This is a genomic window from Vibrio sp. 10N.222.49.C9 (assembly GCF_041474985.1).
Taxonomy (GTDB): domain Bacteria; phylum Pseudomonadota; class Gammaproteobacteria; order Enterobacterales; family Vibrionaceae; genus Vibrio; species Vibrio crassostreae_C.
Window position 1 is genome coordinate 20,832 of sequence record NZ_JBFRVD010000033.1, and the last position, 17,777, is coordinate 38,608.

Consider the following 17,777-nt stretch of genomic DNA (forward strand, 5'->3'; position numbering starts at 1 on the left):
CTTTTTTATTTGTTGCTATTACTATAGTTTTTTATCCAAAAAATAACTGAGATCTGACGCATTCTTGGGTGAGTTTTATGCAACTAATTCTTTAGCTTGAGGAGGTGAATCAGTCGCATTATTTTACGCCTCTTTACAATAATCCAGTGCTGTAAACCTTGCTATTGCGGCTCGTGTGCCTATACTAGCCCACTGCGAAATTTTTAGTCGTGTTTGCGATGTGTTTCTGGTAACGATTGACTTACCGTAACGATTATCCAGCAACTACGATTTATGATTCGTCAACGGCACAAATCTCATCAACTAAGACAAGACTAGACACATGCAAGTTTCAGATTTTCACTTTGACCTACCAGATGAACTTATTGCTCGTTACCCTCAAGAAGAGCGTACAGCAAGCCGCCTACTTAAATTAGACGGCAATAATGGCAACCTGACGGATGGTTCGTTTAAAGACGTTTTAGACTTGGTTGAGCCAGGCGATCTTGTTGTTTTCAATAACACTCGAGTGATTCCAGCTCGCGTGTTCGGTCGCAAGGCATCAGGCGGTAAGCTTGAAGTGCTGGTTGAACGTATGCTTGATGAGAAAAGCATTCTTGCGCATGTTCGTTGTTCTAAATCACCGAAGCCGGGTACCAAGTTGTTCCTTGGTGAGAACGATGAATATGAAGCTGAAATGGTGGCGCGTCACGATGCGTTATTCGAAATCCATTTCACATCTGATCAAAGCGTTTTAGAGATTCTTAACAGTGTTGGTCACATGCCACTGCCTCCTTACATCGATCGTCCTGATGAAGATGCAGATAAAGAGCGCTACCAGACTGTCTATAATGAAAAGCCGGGTGCGGTTGCAGCGCCAACAGCAGGCCTTCACTTTGATGACAAGCTAATGGCTGACATGAAAGAAAAAGGTGTTGAGTTTGCTTACGTGACGCTTCATGTTGGTGCTGGTACGTTCCAGCCAGTAAAAGTTGATAATATTAACGATCACCACATGCATGCTGAGTACGTTGAAGTGCCGCAAGAAGTGGTTGACGCCGTAGCTGCAGCAAAAGCCCGTGGCGGCCGTATTATTGCTGTTGGTACAACATCAGTACGCTCACTAGAAAGTGCAGCTCAAGATGCATTGAAGAAAGGCACTGAGCTCGTTCCTTTCTTTGGTGATACAGAAATCTTCATCTTCCCTGGCTATGAATACCAGTTGGTGGATTGCTTGATTACCAACTTCCACTTGCCAGAATCAACACTGATTATGTTGGTGAGTGCATTTGCAGGTTACGACAACGTGATGGGCGCATACGATCACGCAGTGAAGAGCGAATATCGTTTCTTCAGCTACGGTGATGCCATGTTCATCAATAAGAAAACAAGCTAATTTAAGCTAGTTATAAACGATATACATTAGAATTTACGGGTGCTAGCAGTAAGCTAGGAGTCGGGCAGGGTGTCTGTCTAATCTCTCGCAAGGAATACGCGACCGCTCCTCATAGAACCCACTAGACTGAACTTTTGTTTGGCCTAAGGTTCTGAATTAACAGTCAGATTGTTTCTCTGGCATATTGGAGGCTTCGTGAAATTAAAATACGAACTTAAAAAAACTAATAGCGGCGCACGTCGTGGTCAACTTCAGTTTGAACGCGGTACCGTTGAAACCCCAGCATTCATGCCTGTAGGTACTTACGGTACTGTTAAAGGTATGACACCTGAAGAAGTAAAAGACACAGGTGCTGAAATCCTATTAGGTAACACATTCCACCTATGGCTACGTCCTGGTCAAGAAATCATGAAAATGCACGGTGACCTGCACGATTTCATGAACTGGCACGGTCCTATCCTGACTGATTCAGGCGGCTTTCAAGTATTCAGCCTAGGTGCAATGCGTAAAATCACTGAAGAGGGTGTTCATTTCCGTAACCCTGTAAACGGTGACAAGATCTTCATGGACGCTGAGAAGTCTATGGAAATCCAAAAAGATTTAGGTTCAGACATCGTAATGATCTTCGATGAGTGTACGCCTTACCCTGCGACACACAAAGAAGCAAAAGACTCAATGGAGATGTCTCTTCGTTGGGCTGAGCGTTCACGTAACCACTTCGACAAACTTGAAAACCCGAACTCACTGTTCGGTATCGTTCAAGGTGGCGTGTACGAAGACCTTCGTGATGTATCCGTTAAAGGCCTAACAGAAATTGGTTTTGACGGTTACGCAGTAGGTGGCCTAGCAGTAGGCGAACCAAAAGAAGATATGCACCGCATTCTTGAGCACACATGTCCTCAACTGCCAGAAGATAAGCCACGTTACCTAATGGGCGTAGGCAAACCGGAAGACTTGGTTGAAGGTGTTCGCCGTGGTATCGACATGTTTGACTGTGTAATGCCAACGCGAAATGCACGTAACGGCCACCTGTTTGTGACTGAAGGTGTGATCAAGATCCGTAATGCGAAGCATAAAACCGATACAACACCACTAGATTCAGAGTGTGACTGTTACACTTGTAAGAACTACAGCAAGTCGTACTTACACCATTTGGATCGTTGTAACGAAATCCTAGGTGCTCGACTGAACACGATTCATAACCTGCGTTTCTACCAACGAGTAATGTCAGACATTCGTCAGTCTATCGATGAAGACCGCTTTGAAGAGTTCGTTGCAGAGTTCTACGCAAGAATGGGGCGTGAAGTGCCACCACTAGGTAAAGAATCTTAGTATTTCTTTTTTGCGAGCCCTATCTCTCTTCCGAGTGATGGGGCTTGAAAATAAAGGGATGCGACCCAATTAGACAAACAATTACGAAAATATAAATAGAGGATGTTTTAAATGTTTATTTCTCAAGCTCACGCAGCAGCAGAAGGTGCACCAGCAGGCGGCGGTTTCGAAATGCTTATCATGCTAGGTATGTTCGCTGTGATCTTCTACTTCATGATCTACCGTCCACAAGCTAAGCGTGTTAAAGAGCACAAGAACCTTATGTCTTCTATGGGCAAAGGTGATGAAGTTCTTACAAGCGGCGGCCTAATTGGCAAGATCACTAAGATTGCAGAAGACAGCGACTACGTTGCTATCGAACTGAATGCAAACAACGAAGTAGTTATCAAGAAAGACTTCGTTACAGCAGTGCTACCAAAAGGTACTCTGAAATCTCTATAAACAGCTAGAGGATCCTCGCTGTGCTAAACCGTTACCCGTTATGGAAGTACCTGATGGTGGTGTTTACTATCGCCATCGCTGCGTTGTACGCACTTCCGAATATATACGGTGAAGATCCGGCAGTTCAAGTTACAGGGGCGCGCGGCGCCTCTGTAGATATGTCTACGCTGGATGCTGTCACCAATGCTCTTGAAGCTGAAAACCTTTCTACTAAATCCGTTGCTCTAGAAAACGGTTCCATTCTTGTTCGCTTTAACGATACAGACTCTCAAATTAGTGCTCGTGATGTCATCACTGAAGCATTAGATGAAGACGTAATCGTTGCTTTAAACTTAGCTGCTTCAACTCCTGATTGGCTTGAATCTATTGGTGCTGCACCAATGAAGCTTGGTCTTGACCTACGTGGTGGTGTTCACTTCTTGATGGAAGTGGATATGGACGCTGCGATGCAAAAGCTGGTTGGCCAACAAGAAGAAGCGTTCCGTAGCGAACTTCGTGAAGAAAAAATCCGTTACCGTGCAATTCGCCCATCTGGTAAAGATGCGGTTGAAGTGATTCTACGTAACGCCGAGCAGCTTGCTGAAGCGAAATCGCTACTGCAATCTAAGCACCAAGACATGACGTTTGTATATTCTGAATCTAATGGTCGTTTTTCTTTGGTTGCTAGCTTCACAGAGGCTCGTCTTCAAGAAATCCGCAACTATGCGGTCGAGCAAAACATTACCATTCTACGTAACCGTGTTAACGAACTTGGTGTTGCTGAACCTTTGGTTCAACGTCAAGGCTCTAGCCGTATCGTAGTGGAATTGCCTGGTGTTCAAGACACGGCTCGCGCTAAAGAAATTCTTGGTGCTACCGCGACGCTTGAGTTCCGTGAAGTGGATAGCAGTGCTGACTTAGCCGCTGCCGCTTCTGGTCGTGCCCCTGCGGGTAGCGAAATCAAGCAAGATCGTGATGGTCGTCCTGTGGTACTTAAGAAGCGCGTTATTCTAGGCGGCTCAAGTATTACTGATGCAAGCTCAAGTGTTGATGAATATGGTCGTCCTCAAGTTAACATCTCGCTAGACAGCGAAGGTGGTAGCAAGATGTCTGCATTCTCTCGTCAGAATATCGGTAAGCTAATGGCAACGGTATTTGCAGAGTACAAAGACAGCGGTCGTAAAACACCGGAAGGTCGAGTTATCTTGAGTAAGCACGAAGAAGTGATTAACCAAGCGACGATTCAATCTGCGCTAGGCCGTAACTTCCGTATTACTGGTATCGATTCAACGGCTGAAGCTCATAACTTGGCACTTCTACTGCGTGCTGGTGCTCTGATTGCGCCTATCTCGATTGTAGAAGAACGTACGATTGGTCCATCTATGGGGCAACAAAACATCGATATGGGTATCATGGCGATGGTTTGGGGTATGGCTGCTGTAATGCTGTTTACGCTGCTTTACTACCGCAGCTTTGGTCTGATTGCGAACGTTGCGCTAATGGCTAACTTGGTGTTGATTATCGGTGTGATGTCGATGATTCCGGGGGCTACTATGACCCTGCCAGGTATTGCCGGTATCGTATTAACGGTCGGTATGGCGGTTGATGCCAACGTTCTGATCTTTGAGCGTATACGTGAAGAGCTTCGAGATGGACGTAGTCCACAACAAGCGATTCACCAAGGTTACGCGAACGCATTCAGCACAATCGCCGATGCCAACATCACCACGCTACTAACAGCAATTATTCTATTTGCTGTGGGTACTGGTGCTATCAAAGGCTTCGCGGTAACGCTGTCTATCGGTATCTTGACTTCAATGTTTACAGCTATTGTGGGAACACGTTGTATCGTGAACCTGATGTATGGCGGCAAACGCGTTAAAAAACTGTCGATCTAAGGCTAGGAATTAATATGTTTCAGATTCTAAAAGCAGACAAAATGATCGACTTTATGCGTTGGTCAAAGGTTGCCTTTGTTTTTTCTATCTTGATGATTGGTACTGCTATCTTCACCCTAACAACGAAATCGTTGAACTGGGGTCTAGATTTTACTGGCGGTACTCTGATTGAAGTTGGTTTTGAACAACCGGCACACCTTCCTGATATCCGTAGTGCACTAGAAGCCGAAGGCTTTGGTGATGCAACGGTACAGAACTTCGGTTCAGCTCGTGATGTGATGGTTCGTTTACGTCCACGTGATGGCGTAGCGGGCGAAACGCTTGGTAACCAAATCCTTTCTGCTATTGAGAATGGTACTGGTGAGCAAGTTGAAATGCGTCGTATCGAGTTCGTTGGTCCTAACGTAGGTGATGAGCTAACAGAAGCGGGTGGCCTTGCTATCCTAGTTTCTCTTATCTGTATCTTGATCTACGTATCAGTGCGATTTGAATGGCGTTTGGCTGCGGGTGCGGTATTAGCACTGGCGCACGATGTTATCATCACACTTGGTGTGTTCTCTCTAATGCAAATTGAGGTCGACCTTACCATCGTAGCAGCCTTGCTAACGGTAGTCGGTTACTCCCTCAACGATACCATCGTTGTATTCGACCGTATTCGTGAGAACTTCCGTAAGATGCGTAAAGGTGAAGCGCCTGAAGTACTGAACAGCTCAATCACACAAACATTGAGTCGTACATTGATCACTTCTGGTACCACGTTATTCGTAGTTATCGCACTGTTCGTTCAGGGCGGCGCTATGATTCACGGCTTCGCAACTGCCCTTCTATTGGGTATTACGGTTGGTACTTACTCTTCTATCTACGTTGCATCTGCACTAGCAATGAAGTTGGGTATTACACGTGAACACCTAATGCCACCACAAGTGGAAAAAGAAGGTGAAGAGTTTGACGAAATGCCTTAGGCCTTGGCTTAACAAGTTTCGCTAAACCAAAAAAACCGCTAGGCAACTAGCGGTTTTTTTACGTCTGTATATTGTCGATAAGCTCAACGTAACTTATCGGCAAGTTGAGTTGCATATACTGTCACTAAGAGCACCATTTTCGTATTTCGTATTTCGTATTTCGTATTTCGTATTTCGTATTTCGTATTTCGTATTTCGTATTTCGTATTTCGTATCTCAAATCGCAGATACAAAAAAGCCTCGCTATCTAGCGAGGCTTTGGAATTTTTATGCGCCCTTAAAACAGGGAGCTTTAACGTAAGGTCTGAATTATTTCAGCATACCTTCGTTAGCGTTCTCACGAACGTGCTTAAGAATAGACTTAACACCACGTGCGCTTGAAGCAACAACATTACCAGAAGTCATGTAATCAGTACCGCCAGCGAAGTCGGTCATGATAGCACCAGCTTCACGAGCGATTAGGTCACCAGCTGCTAGATCCCATGGCTTAAGGCCTAGTTCTAGGTAACCATCAACACGGCCAGCTGCTAGGTAACATAGGTCAAGAGCAGGAGAACCTGTACGACGGAAATCAGCACAGTCAATGAATAGACCAGAGATGATCTTCATGAAAGATTCTGAGTGTTGTTTTTGCTTGAATGGGAAACCAGTCGCTAGAACAGTACCTTGAAGGTCTTTTAGTTGAGTAACACGCATACGAGCGTTGTTAAGTTGAGCGCCAGCGCCACGTTGAGCTGTGAATAGCTCGTTTAGCATTGGGTCATAAACACAAGCAACTTCTGTACGACCGTTCATGCGAACAGCGATAGATACAGAGAAGTGAGGGAAACCTTTTACAAAGTTGTTGGTGCCATCTAGTGGGTCAACGATCCATTGTACGTCAGAGTCTTTACCTTCAGTCAGGCCTTTCTCTTCAGAAATAATGCTGTGCTCTGGGTAAGATGCTTTGATTGTCTCAATGATCATGTACTCAGCTTCTTGAGCAATGTTAGTAACGTAATCGTTGTTACCTTTTAGAGACGATTCGATCTTATCAGTTGTTTCTAGAGATTTAGCAATATGGTTGCCAGCTTTACGCGCAGCGCGTATCGCAATGTTTAGCATTGGATGCATATGGTTTTTCCCACAAGATGTTAAAGAACAATTTAAAGCGGCGGCGAGTATACCAAAGTTTTACCAAAAGGGAAGTGGTTATTTTTTGAACTCTTGGTTTCACATTGCGCGAAGGGTCTGACCATTTTACTTTGCTATGTGTTAATATCTCGCGATTATTTTTAAAGTGGTGTCATATAGCATGTTAGACAATGTAAAAGTCGTTCTGGTTGGTACGTCTCATTCGGGAAATATCGGATCAGCAGCTCGCGCAATGAAAGTGATGGGTTTGAGTCAATTAGTTCTTGTAGACCCTCAATGTGAAGTTGACGAGCAGACCTTAGCACTGGCTGCGGGTGCTGGTGACATCGCAGAAAACGCGACTATCGTTTCCACACTGGACGAAGCAGTAAAAGACTGTGGTTTAGTAGTTGGTTCGAGTGCTCGTTCACGCACACTTGAATGGCCAATGCTTGAGCCTCGTGAGTGTGGAAAAAAATTTGCAATTGAAGGTCAGAAGCACCCAGTAGCATTAGTATTCGGCCGTGAGCGTACGGGCTTGACTAACGATGAGCTTCAGAAGTGCCACTTCCATGTATGTATCCCAGCTAACCCTGAATACAGCTCGCTAAACCTAGCAATGGCGGTACAGACTCTGAGCTACGAAGTGCGTGTCGCCCACCTTGATATGGTCGCTAGCCAATATCAACCACAGCAACAAGATGAGTACCCTCGTCACGAAGAACTAGAAATGTTCTACGAGCACCTTGAAAAAGTGATCATTGATACCCAATTTATCTCTAAGGATAAGCCGGGGCAGGTGATGAATAAGCTGCGTCGTCTGTTTAGCCGAGCTCGTCCAGAGCTGCAAGAGATCAATACTCTACGTGGCATTTTGACTTCAATTGAGAAGAGCAAAAACGATAAATAAAGCCCACGTGAAAACTAAGGGTGAATACCTGACTAAAATAGTCAACTAAATACTTGACCAATTTAGTCGGGTATGGGAAGATTCCAACCACATAAACAATGTGGATACGGTGTGATATGAAACTTACATCTAAAGGAAGATATGCGGTAACAGCTATGCTCGATGTAGCACTGCATTCGCAAAAAAGCCCAGTTCCTCTGGCTGACATTTCAGAGCGACAAGGCATCTCGTTATCTTACTTAGAGCAACTTTTTTCTAAGTTACGTAAAGCTGGCTTAGTTGCTAGTGTTCGCGGCCCTGGTGGTGGTTACCGTTTAGGAGCTGAAGCGAGCGACATCGCTGTCGGAACTGTGATTGCAGCAGTAGACGAATCAGTGGATGCGACTAAGTGTCACGGTCGAGCAGATTGCCAGGGTGGTAGTCGTTGTTTAACTCACACTCTATGGCGTGATTTAAGCTCCCGAATCAGCAGCTTCTTAAACGACATTACGCTCGGTGAGCTAATGAAAGATAACGAAGTTTTAGAAATTTCTGATCGTCAAGATATCGATCTTGCGGTTAATAATGGTTTTGCACATAAAAATACGAGCACTACAACGATTAGTGCAGCACCTCACGGTGTTAATGCCCGCTCTTAGCGGTCAGTTTTTACATTGGAGTAGAAAATGAAACTGCCTATTTACTTTGACTATTCAGCTACATGCCCAGTCGATCCACGAGTTGCTGAGAAAATGGTTCAGTGCATGACGATGGACGGTAACTTCGGTAACCCTGCATCTCGTTCACACCGTTACGGCTGGCAGGCAGAAGAAGCAGTAGATAATGCTCGTGAGCAAATTGCTGACCTATTAAATGCAGACCCACGTGAGATTGTTTTCACTTCAGGTGCTACAGAGTCAGACAACCTTGCTATTAAAGGTGCAGCGCACTTTTACGAGAAGAAAGGTAAGCACGTAATTACGTGCAAAACAGAACATAAAGCGGTTCTTGATCCATGTCGCCAACTAGAGCGTGAAGGTTTTGAGGTAACTTACCTTGAGCCAGAAGCAAACGGCATCATCGATCTAGACAAGCTACAAGCTGCAATGCGTGAAGACACTGTTCTAGTTTCTATCATGCACGTTAACAACGAGATTGGTGTAATCCAAGATATCTCTGCAATCGGCGAATTATGTCGTTCTCGTAAGATCATCTTCCACGTTGATGCGGCTCAGTCTGCGGGTAAAATCCCACTAGACGTACAAGAGATGAAAGTTGACTTAATCTCACTTTCAGCTCACAAAATGTATGGCCCTAAAGGTATCGGTGCACTTTACGTTCGTCGTAAGCCACGTATTCGTCTTGAAGCGCAAATGCACGGCGGCGGTCATGAGCGTGGTTTCCGTTCAGGTACGCTTGCTACTCACCAAATCGTGGGTATGGGCGAAGCTTGTGCTGTTGCTAAGCAAGACATGCAGAAAGATTACGATCACGCACTAGCACTTCGTGAGCGCCTATTGAAAGGTGTTCAAGATCTAGAAGCGGTAACGGTAAACGGTGACTTAGACCAACGTGTACCACACAACCTAAACGTTAGCTTCGCTTTCGTCGAAGGTGAGTCTCTGCTTATGTCTCTAAAAGACCTAGCAGTATCATCAGGTTCTGCATGTACATCAGCAAGCCTAGAGCCTTCATACGTTCTACGAGCTCTTGGCCTGAACGATGAACTGGCACACAGCTCAGTACGTTTCTCATTCGGCCGTTTCACAACGGAAGAAGAAATCGACTACGCGATTGCACAAATTCGTGTAGCGGTAAACAAATTACGCGACATGTCTCCTCTATGGGATATGTATAAAGAAGGGATTGATTTGAACACTGTTGAGTGGGCTCATCACTAATCTCACGGAAATAGAGGATTCGAGGTAACTATCATGGCATATAGCGAAAAAGTAATTGATCACTACGAAAACCCACGTAACGTAGGTTCGTTTGATAAAGAAGACCCAAGTGTTGGTAGCGGTATGGTTGGCGCACCAGCTTGTGGTGATGTAATGAAACTGCAAATCAAGGTAACGCCAGAAGGCATTATCGAAGATGCAAAATTCAAAACTTACGGTTGCGGCAGCGCAATCGCTTCTAGCTCACTAGTAACTGAGTGGGTTAAAGGCAAAAGTATTGATGAAGCGGCAGCTATCAAAAACTCTGAAATCGCAGAAGAGCTAGAGTTGCCACCAGTGAAAGTTCACTGTTCAATTCTTGCTGAAGATGCAATCAAAGCAGCTGTTGCGGATTACAAAAAGAAGCGTTAATCGTCTCATTAAGTAATCACAAAAAATAAGCAATATTTGGGAGCATCCTTTGTGCTCCCCCTGAGTTCTCAATTTATATAAAACACAAGGTTGTAGTATGGCCATCACCATGACAGATACGGCAGCAAGCCGAGTTCAAGCTTTCCTAGATAACCGAGGTAAAGGTATCGGGTTACGCTTAGCGGTAAAAACGACTGGCTGTTCGGGTATGGCGTATGTACTAGAATTCGTTGACGAGCTTAACGAAGAAGACGAAGTGTTCGAGCATTCAGGTGTTAAGGTCATCATTGATCCAAAGAGCCTAGTTTACCTAGACGGAACTGAGCTTGATTACGTAAAAGAAGGCCTAAACGAAGGTTTTGAATTCAACAACCCTAACGCGAAAGGCGAATGTGGTTGTGGTGAGAGCTTCAACGTATAAACGCTTCAATCGTTAAGCGTTTATAGTGAGCGAAGAATAAAATTAGGCTCTGATTGAAGAGCCTAAACTTAGGACCACCGTTACATGAATCATTTCGAATTATTTGGGCTACCACTTCAGTTTCAACTGGATGGTAGCCTTCTTTCTTCTCAGTTTAGAGATCTGCAACGCCAATTCCACCCTGATAAATTTGCCACTGCTTCTGAGCGTGATCGCCTGCTAGCCGTGCAAAAAGCTGCGCAAATCAATGATGCGTATCAGGTATTGAAGAATCCAATCAGCCGAGCTGAATACCTGTTAGTGCAACATGGTGAGGATATTCGTGGTGAACAGCAGACCCTGCAAGATCCTATGTTCCTAATGGAGCAAATGGAATTGCGTGAAGAGCTTGAAGATATCGCCGACAGTTCTGAACCTGAAGATGCTTTGTTTGCATTTGAAGGAAAGGTTAGCAAAATGTATAAACAACAATTAAGCGCTATCCAACAAGAACTCGACAGTGAGGCTTGGCTAGAAGCTGCAGACCGAGTAAGAAAGCTTAAGTTTATTGCAAAATTAAAGAATGAAATCGAGTTAGTTGAAGATCGTCTGATCGGCTAGTTCGTATAACAAGGACACATCCATGGCACTACTTCAGATTGCAGAACCAGGGCAAAGCGCCGCTCCTCACCAGCACAAGCTTGCTGTGGGTATTGATTTAGGTACAACAAACTCATTGGTTGCGGCAGTGCGCAGTGGTGAGGCGAGCACACTGATTGATCAACAGGGTCGCAGTATTCTTCCTTCCGTTGTTCACTATACGTCAGAGTCATACACGACTGGTGATGAAGCTCGTGCAAATGCACAGACTGATCCTAAAAATACCATTATCTCAGTTAAGCGACTAATCGGTCGCTCACTGTCAGATATTCAACAGCGATACCCATCTCTGCCATATCAATTTGAAGAAAGTGATAATGGTTTGCCTGTGATTCGCACAGAGCAAGGTAACAAAAACCCAATTCAAGTATCTGCAGACATTCTGCGAGCGCTAGGTCAACGTGCTGAGTCAACACTTGGTGGCGAGTTATCTGGTGCTGTTATTACCGTTCCTGCTTACTTTGATGATGCACAGCGTGCGGGTACGAAAGACGCGGCGCAACTTGCTGGTCTTCACGTGTTACGTCTTCTTAATGAGCCGACTGCCGCTGCGATTGCTTACGGTTTGGATTCAGGTAAAGAAGGGGTAATTGCTGTTTATGACTTAGGTGGTGGTACGTTTGATATCTCTATCCTACGCCTATCTAAAGGTGTCTTCGAAGTTCTAGCTACGGGCGGTGACTCTGCATTAGGCGGCGACGACTTTGACCATTTAGTTGCGGATCATTTCCAAGAGCAAATGGGCTTATCGGAGCTAACTGCAGAGCAGAACCGTATTCTTCTAGACGCCGCAACAGAAGCTAAGATTGGCTTATCTGAAGCTGAAAGCGTTGAGGTTGAAGTACTAGGTTGGTCTGGTTCATTAACTCGTGAAGAGTTTGAAGAGATCATCAAACCGCTCGTTAAGAAAACACTGCTTTCATGCCGTCGTGCACTAAAAGATGCGGAAGTTGATGCAGATGAAGTTCTAGAAGTCGTGATGGTCGGCGGTTCAACTCGCACATTACTTGTACGTGAAATGGTCGGTGACTTCTTTGGTCGTACGCCACTAACCAGCATTAACCCTGATGAAGTGGTTGCAATTGGCGCATCGATTCAAGCGGATATCTTAGTCGGTAATAAGCCTGACTCTGAGATGCTGCTTCTGGACGTTATCCCTCTGTCTCTTGGTATCGAAACCATGGGCGGTTTGGTCGAAAAGATCATCCCTCGAAACACCACGATCCCAGTGGCTCGCGCACAAGAATTTACCACGTTCAAAGACGGTCAAACTGCTATGACAGTGCACACCGTACAAGGTGAACGCGAAATGGTTGACGACTGTCGTTCACTGGCTCGATTTGCTTTGAAAGGCATCCCGCCGATGACTGCAGGTGCTGCTCATATTCGTGTGACTTACCAAGTGGATGCTGATGGCCTGCTATCGGTTACCGCAATGGAGAAGAGCACTGGCGTTCAAGCTGAAATCCAAGTTAAGCCTTCTTACGGTCTAAGCGACAACGAAGTGGCTAGCATGCTGAAAGATTCGATGACGTTTGCAAAAGAAGACATGCAAGCGCGTGCTCTTGCTGAGCAACGCGTAGAAGCGGATCGCGTTATCGAAGGCCTTATCGCTGCAATGCAAGCCGACGGTGACGAGCTACTTGATGAGCAAGGCAAACAACAACTTGTTCAAGCGATTGAAGCACTGATTGAAGTGCGTAATGGCGACAACGCTGATGCTATTGAACTAGAAATTAAGAATACCGACAAAGCGAGCCAAGACTTTGCTTCTCGTCGTATGGATAAATCAATTCGTGCTGCACTGTCAGGTCAGTCAGTCGATAATATTTAATAGTTAGAGAATAGATAAACATGCCAAAGATTATTGTTTTACCTCACGAAGATCTATGTCCAGAAGGCGCTGTTTTAGAAGCAAAAACTGGTGAGACGGTTCTTGATGTTGCACTGAAGGCCGGTATTGGTATTGAACACGCATGTGAGAAATCGTGCGCATGTACAACATGTCACGTTGTGATTCGTGAAGGTTTTGATTCTTTAGAAGAGAGTGATGATCTAGAAGACGACATGCTAGATAAAGCATGGGGCTTAGAGATGGAATCTCGCTTGGGTTGCCAAGCTAAAGTGGCTGATACGGATCTTGTTGTAGAGATTCCAAAGTACACGTTGAACCTGGCTTCTGAAGACCATTAAGAACCTGTTCTCAGTCATGGCTAATACAGCGATGACTGAGAGAGTTATTGCTTAGACAAACATACTAAGAAAACTGGCCTAGAATATAGATCATAAAGGTGACAGAGCGTCGCTGATAAATATAAGGAAGTGTTATGAGCTTGAAGTGGATTGATTCGCGAGATATCGCAATTGAGCTATGTGATTTGTACCCTGATACTGATCCTAAAACGGTACGTTTTACCGATCTGCATCAATGGGTGCTAGACCTTGAAGAGTTCGACGACGAGCCTAACCACTCGAATGAGAAAATCTTAGAGGCTATTATTTTGTGCTGGATGGATGAGATGGATTAATCCTCTTGTCTAATGATTTGGTCGCGGGTTGGTATCAGTCCAATATAAAACGCAGCCAAGTTAACAATTCTTACTAAAAAAAGCGGACCTTATGGTCCGTTTTTTTATCAAAATGACATTTTCCTCATACATAATGCTAACATCAGTGAGCTAATAAAAAATAATCAGAATCACACTCTCGAAGTGGTTCATGACAAGGAGAAATCATGTCTACACAGATGTCAGTATTTTTAAGTCAAGAAGCTGCCCAGCCTCAGTGGGGAGCAAGAGCTATTTTATCGTTCTCAGAAGCGGGAGCGACAATTCACATTGGTGAAGGCCACGATCTAGGCGCAGTTCAACGTGCGGGTCGTACGCTTGACGGACAAGGTATCGCATTCGTTTCACTTCGTGGTGAAGGTTGGGATCTAGAAAGCGTTTGGGCTTTCTACCAAGGCTACCGTGGACCAAAGAAAAAGAATGCATTGGAATGGGATGCACTTTCAGAAGCCGATCAAACTGAGCTTGAAGCTCGTATTCGCGCAACTGACTGGACGCGTGACATTATCAATAAAACCGCTGAAGAAGTGGCACCTCGTCAACTTGCGACAATGGCTGCAGAATACATCAAGTCAGTGGCACCAGCGGGCACTGTTAAAGCGAAGATTGTTAAAGACAAGGATCTACTAACCGAAGGTTGGGAAGGCATCTACGCGGTAGGTCGTGGCTCTGAGCGTACATCAGCAATGCTGCAACTGGACTTCAACCCAACAGGCGATGAAAACGCACCTGTATTTGCCTGTTTAGTCGGTAAAGGTATTACGTTCGATTCGGGCGGTTACAGTATCAAGCCAGGCCAATTCATGACAGCGATGAAAGCTGACATGGGTGGCGCAGCAACGATTACTGGTGGTTTAGGTCTTGCGATTGAACGCGGTCTTAACAAGCGCATCAAGCTTATTCTATGTTGCGCAGAGAACATGATCTCTGGTCGCGCATTGAAGCTTGGCGATATCATTACCTACAAAAACGGTAAAACAGTTGAGATCATGAACACTGATGCGGAAGGTCGCTTAGTGCTAGCTGATGGCCTGATGTACGCAAGTGCACAAAGCCCTGAGCTGATCATCGACTGTGCAACGCTAACAGGCGCGGCTAAAAACGCATTAGGTAACGACTACCACGCACTATTAAGCTTCGATGATGAGTTGTCTCACCAAGCGCTAACAGCGGCAAACCAAGAGAAAGAAGGCTTATGGCCACTGCCTCTTGCTGATTTCCACCGTGGTATGTTGCCTTCAAACTTTGCTGATCTTTCAAACATCAGCACAGGCGATTACACACCGGGTGCAAGTACAGCATCGGCATTCCTTTCTTACTTTGTAGATGATTACAAAAAAGGTTGGATTCATATGGATTGCGCGGGTACTTACCGTAAGTCAGCAAGTGACAAGTGGGCGGCAGGCGCAACGGGTATGGGCGTTCGCACACTGGCTCGTCTTCTTATCGACCAAGCAAAATAATAATAAGGGTGAGCGGTATTTTGTGCCGCTCATTCATAAAGCTCAGATCGAAAGATCTCAGTAATTTCAGTATTTAATAACAAAAAAATGAAGTGAAGGAATCCCTATGGCTCTAGAAAGAACGTTCTCAATTGTTAAGCCGGATGCAGTTAAGCGTAACCTTGTTGGTGAAATCTACCACCGTATCGAAAAAGCAGGCCTAGAAATTATTGCTGCTAAAATGGTTCGTCTTACTGAAGAGCAAGCGAGTGGCTTCTACGCTGAACATGAAGGTAAAGAGTTCTTCCCAGCTCTTAAAGAGTTTATGACTTCTGGTCCTATCATGGTTCAAGTGCTTGAAGGCGAAAACGCTATCGCTCGTTACCGTGAGCTTATGGGGAAAACAAACCCAGAAGAAGCGGCATGCGGTACTATCCGTGCTGACTACGCAATCAGCATGCGTTACAACTCAGTTCACGGCAGCGACAGCCCTGAGTCTGCAGCTCGCGAAATCGAATTCTTCTTCCCAGAATCTGAAATTTGCCCACGCCCAGCTCAATAATCGGCACTGCAAATTATTCTAAAGGCTTCACCTCGGTGAGGCCTTTTTTGTAAGTGGATTTTACGCTCTCGATAATCAATTTAGTCGTCATTCTCGAAAGCGACGAAGGAGCGTAATCGGGAATCTGTTTTTGTTATTGGAGATTCCAGATACTTCGTTCCTCAGTTCTGGAATGACGGGGAACTTTGGAGCAACCATCTCGTGGTAAATATTATCGAGCAATTGGTGATTATTTACGTCATTCCCGAAAGCGACGAAGGAGTGTAATCGGGAATCTTTGTTTAAATTGGGTAATCTCAGGCCGATAAATACAATCGTTCAAATTTTAATCGCTTAAGTTTGAATGTCTTAATAAACACAGGGTTTTACAATGCTTGTTGAAGTTGCGTAAAGCCTGTACAATTCGCGCCCTTAATTATTGTTCCGTCATTGAGAGGCATCATGACCACAGCTAAAGTCAATCTACTCGATTTTGATCGTAAAGGTCTTCGTAAATTTTTCACAGAAGAACTGAATGAGAAAGCGTTTCGAGCAGAGCAAGTGATGAAGTGGATTTATCACTTCGGTGTCGATGACTTCGAACAAATGAATAACATCAACAAAAAGTTACGTGAGAAACTTCAACGTCGCTGTGAGATTGTTGCACCTGTTGTTTCTGAAGCTCAACACTCTTCAGATGGCACAATTAAATGGGCGATGAGCGTTGGCGACCAAGACGTTGAAACGGTATACATCCCAGATGGTGACCGTGCGACGCTATGTGTATCTTCACAGGTTGGTTGTGCACTTGAATGTAAGTTCTGTTCTACAGCTCAACAAGGCTTCAACCGTAACCTAAAAGTTTCAGAGATTGTTGGCCAAATCTGGCGCGCATCTCGCGAAATCGGCCTAGAAAAAGAAACCGGTCGTCGTCCAATTACTAACGTTGTAATGATGGGTATGGGTGAGCCTCTATTGAACATGAAGAACCTAATGCCATCATTAGAAATCATGCTTGATGATCTAGGTTTCGCACTGTCTAAGCGTCGTGTAACCGTATCAACTTCTGGTGTTGTTTCTGGCCTTGACCAAATGACAGACAACATCGATGTCGCATTGGCTATTTCTCTACATGCGCCAAACGATGCACTACGTAGCCAAATCATGCCGATCAACGACCGTTGGGATATCCAAGACTTCCTAGCATCTGTTCGTCGTTACATTGCATCTTCAAACGCTAACCGCGGTAAAGTAACGGTTGAGTACGTGCTATTGGATCATGTGAATGATGATATGGACCACGCACGTGAACTTGCAGAGCTAATGAAAGAGACGCCTTGTAAGATCAACTTGATTCCATTCAACCCTTACCCGGGTTCGCCTTATAAGAAGCCAAGCAACTCTCGTATTGATCGCTTCCAAAAAACGCTGATGGAATACAACTACACAGTAACCGTTCGTAAGACTCGTGGTGATGATATTGATGCCGCGTGTGGTCAGTTAGTCGGTGATGTGATTGATAGAACCAAACGTACCAAAATGATCAAAGCAGCCTCTGAAGCGAACTTGATTGCCGGTGGTGTGATTGAAGTAAAAGCGGTATAAAACGCGATTAGAACCTAAACAAGCCAGAAGTCCTACTTCTGGCTTGTTGCTTTTCTGGGGTACAGTTTTTGATTTTTTGGACTTCTTGCCCACGCTTTCTTACATTTTTCGTCAAATTTTGGACAAAACCATGAGCTGACGGTAAATTTTGTTTAAAGTGTTTTTGCCTTGTAATGGCATTAGCTTATGATTAACTAATCTTAAATTAATTTAAGTGCTCGCTTGCTACTGATCATCAATATGTCTATTTAGGTTGGCTAC

The 17,777-nt window shown here is 44.8% G+C and carries 18 protein-coding genes; 17 read left to right on the forward strand and 1 reads right to left on the reverse strand.

Translation table 11 applies throughout. The features are described from left to right. The first annotated feature begins 322 nt into the window (after nt 1-322). From queA to secF, 5 genes are all read left to right on the forward strand, one after another. Nucleotides 323-1,375, forward strand: a complete 1,053-nt coding sequence (gene queA / locus AB4585_RS14790; protein WP_017629870.1) for a tRNA preQ1(34) S-adenosylmethionine ribosyltransferase-isomerase QueA — start codon at nt 323-325, stop codon at nt 1,373-1,375. A gap of 195 nt (nt 1,376-1,570) precedes the next feature. Beyond that, a complete protein-coding gene (tgt, locus tag AB4585_RS14795; RefSeq protein ID WP_017056177.1) occupies nt 1,571-2,707 on the forward strand; it encodes a tRNA guanosine(34) transglycosylase Tgt in 1,137 nt (378 codons plus the stop codon). A gap of 111 nt (nt 2,708-2,818) precedes the next feature. Then, on the forward strand, nt 2,819-3,148 hold the full coding sequence (gene yajC / locus AB4585_RS14800; protein WP_010440492.1) for a preprotein translocase subunit YajC: 330 nt from the start codon (nt 2,819-2,821) through the stop codon (nt 3,146-3,148). Nucleotides 3,149-3,168: 20 nt separating this feature from the next. Next, nucleotides 3,169-5,025, forward strand: coding sequence for a protein translocase subunit SecD (secD, locus tag AB4585_RS14805; RefSeq protein WP_372154816.1), 1,857 nt, complete (start codon nt 3,169-3,171; stop codon nt 5,023-5,025). A 14-nt stretch (nt 5,026-5,039) separates the two neighbouring features. Continuing rightward, complete coding sequence (gene secF / locus AB4585_RS14810; protein ID WP_048658840.1) at nt 5,040-5,987, forward strand: protein translocase subunit SecF; 948 nt, start codon at nt 5,040-5,042, stop codon at nt 5,985-5,987. Between the two features lie 309 nt (nt 5,988-6,296). Here the strand turns inward: secF and suhB are convergent, their stop codons facing one another. Next, entirely contained in the window at nt 6,297-7,100 is an 804-nt protein-coding gene (gene suhB / locus AB4585_RS14815; RefSeq protein WP_017062836.1) for an inositol-1-monophosphatase, read from the reverse strand. Nucleotides 7,101-7,281: 181 nt separating this feature from the next. Between suhB and trmJ the strand changes: the two genes are divergently transcribed. The 12 genes from trmJ to AB4585_RS14875 all read left to right on the forward strand — a co-directional run bounded on the left by trmJ (nt 7,282) and on the right by AB4585_RS14875 (nt 17,516). After that, on the forward strand, nt 7,282-8,010 hold the full coding sequence (gene trmJ / locus AB4585_RS14820) for a tRNA (cytosine(32)/uridine(32)-2'-O)-methyltransferase TrmJ (protein ID WP_372170128.1): 729 nt from the start codon (nt 7,282-7,284) through the stop codon (nt 8,008-8,010). A 116-nt stretch (nt 8,011-8,126) separates the two neighbouring features. Then, nucleotides 8,127-8,648 carry a Fe-S cluster assembly transcriptional regulator IscR gene (gene iscR, locus AB4585_RS14825; RefSeq protein ID WP_010440512.1) on the forward strand — a complete coding sequence of 174 codons (522 nt, stop codon included), beginning with the start codon at nt 8,127-8,129 and terminating at the stop codon, nt 8,646-8,648. 27 nt (nt 8,649-8,675) lie between these two features. Next, nucleotides 8,676-9,890, forward strand: coding sequence for an IscS subfamily cysteine desulfurase (locus AB4585_RS14830; protein ID WP_017629866.1), 1,215 nt, complete (start codon nt 8,676-8,678; stop codon nt 9,888-9,890). A 33-nt stretch (nt 9,891-9,923) separates the two neighbouring features. After that, complete coding sequence (gene iscU, locus AB4585_RS14835) at nt 9,924-10,301, forward strand: Fe-S cluster assembly scaffold IscU (protein ID WP_004740340.1); 378 nt, start codon at nt 9,924-9,926, stop codon at nt 10,299-10,301. A 97-nt stretch (nt 10,302-10,398) separates the two neighbouring features. After that, nucleotides 10,399-10,722, forward strand: a complete 324-nt coding sequence (iscA, locus tag AB4585_RS14840) for an iron-sulfur cluster assembly protein IscA (protein WP_010440519.1) — start codon at nt 10,399-10,401, stop codon at nt 10,720-10,722. 84 nt (nt 10,723-10,806) lie between these two features. Further along, nucleotides 10,807-11,322 (forward strand): co-chaperone HscB, encoded by a 516-nt coding sequence (gene hscB, locus AB4585_RS14845; RefSeq protein WP_019822106.1) that lies wholly within the window; start codon nt 10,807-10,809, stop codon nt 11,320-11,322. A 22-nt stretch (nt 11,323-11,344) separates the two neighbouring features. Beyond that, entirely contained in the window at nt 11,345-13,195 is a 1,851-nt protein-coding gene (hscA, locus tag AB4585_RS14850) for a Fe-S protein assembly chaperone HscA (RefSeq protein ID WP_048658837.1), read from the forward strand. Nucleotides 13,196-13,215: 20 nt separating this feature from the next. Beyond that, nucleotides 13,216-13,554, forward strand: a complete 339-nt coding sequence (gene fdx, locus AB4585_RS14855; RefSeq protein WP_010440525.1) for an ISC system 2Fe-2S type ferredoxin — start codon at nt 13,216-13,218, stop codon at nt 13,552-13,554. A 134-nt stretch (nt 13,555-13,688) separates the two neighbouring features. Further along, a complete protein-coding gene (iscX, locus tag AB4585_RS14860; RefSeq protein WP_004740335.1) occupies nt 13,689-13,889 on the forward strand; it encodes a Fe-S cluster assembly protein IscX in 201 nt (66 codons plus the stop codon). 206 nt (nt 13,890-14,095) lie between these two features. Further along, nucleotides 14,096-15,391, forward strand: a complete 1,296-nt coding sequence (gene pepB / locus AB4585_RS14865; RefSeq protein WP_372154813.1) for an aminopeptidase PepB — start codon at nt 14,096-14,098, stop codon at nt 15,389-15,391. A 106-nt stretch (nt 15,392-15,497) separates the two neighbouring features. Further along, on the forward strand, nt 15,498-15,932 hold the full coding sequence (gene ndk / locus AB4585_RS14870) for a nucleoside-diphosphate kinase (protein ID WP_016797173.1): 435 nt from the start codon (nt 15,498-15,500) through the stop codon (nt 15,930-15,932). A 441-nt stretch (nt 15,933-16,373) separates the two neighbouring features. Then, nucleotides 16,374-17,516: a bifunctional tRNA (adenosine(37)-C2)-methyltransferase TrmG/ribosomal RNA large subunit methyltransferase RlmN gene (locus AB4585_RS14875; protein WP_019822113.1), complete on the forward strand. Its 1,143-nt coding sequence runs from the start codon at nt 16,374-16,376 to the stop codon at nt 17,514-17,516. Nucleotides 17,517-17,777 lie beyond the last annotated feature (261 nt).

Excerpts from the sequence above, each read along its gene's own strand:
- trmJ (WP_372170128.1), top strand. The coding sequence starts at position 7,282 with ATGTTAGACAATGTAAAAGTCGTTCTGGTTGGTACGTCTCATTCGGGA.
- AB4585_RS14830 (WP_017629866.1), top strand. The coding sequence starts at position 8,676 with ATGAAACTGCCTATTTACTTTGACTATTCAGCTACATGCCCAGTCGAT.
- yajC (WP_010440492.1), top strand. The coding sequence starts at position 2,819 with ATGTTTATTTCTCAAGCTCACGCAGCAGCAGAAGGTGCACCAGCAGGC.
- hscA (WP_048658837.1), top strand. The coding sequence starts at position 11,345 with ATGGCACTACTTCAGATTGCAGAACCAGGGCAAAGCGCCGCTCCTCAC.
- iscR (WP_010440512.1), top strand. The coding sequence starts at position 8,127 with ATGAAACTTACATCTAAAGGAAGATATGCGGTAACAGCTATGCTCGAT.
- fdx (WP_010440525.1), top strand. The coding sequence starts at position 13,216 with ATGCCAAAGATTATTGTTTTACCTCACGAAGATCTATGTCCAGAAGGC.
- iscX (WP_004740335.1), top strand. The coding sequence starts at position 13,689 with ATGAGCTTGAAGTGGATTGATTCGCGAGATATCGCAATTGAGCTATGT.
- iscU (WP_004740340.1), top strand. The coding sequence starts at position 9,924 with ATGGCATATAGCGAAAAAGTAATTGATCACTACGAAAACCCACGTAAC.
- ndk (WP_016797173.1), top strand. The coding sequence starts at position 15,498 with ATGGCTCTAGAAAGAACGTTCTCAATTGTTAAGCCGGATGCAGTTAAG.
- suhB (WP_017062836.1), bottom strand. The coding sequence starts at position 7,100 with ATGCATCCAATGCTAAACATTGCGATACGCGCTGCGCGTAAAGCTGGC.
- hscB (WP_019822106.1), top strand. The coding sequence starts at position 10,807 with ATGAATCATTTCGAATTATTTGGGCTACCACTTCAGTTTCAACTGGAT.
- queA (WP_017629870.1), top strand. The coding sequence starts at position 323 with ATGCAAGTTTCAGATTTTCACTTTGACCTACCAGATGAACTTATTGCT.
- AB4585_RS14875 (WP_019822113.1), top strand. The coding sequence starts at position 16,374 with ATGACCACAGCTAAAGTCAATCTACTCGATTTTGATCGTAAAGGTCTT.
- secF (WP_048658840.1), top strand. The coding sequence starts at position 5,040 with ATGTTTCAGATTCTAAAAGCAGACAAAATGATCGACTTTATGCGTTGG.
- pepB (WP_372154813.1), top strand. The coding sequence starts at position 14,096 with ATGTCTACACAGATGTCAGTATTTTTAAGTCAAGAAGCTGCCCAGCCT.
- iscA (WP_010440519.1), top strand. The coding sequence starts at position 10,399 with ATGGCCATCACCATGACAGATACGGCAGCAAGCCGAGTTCAAGCTTTC.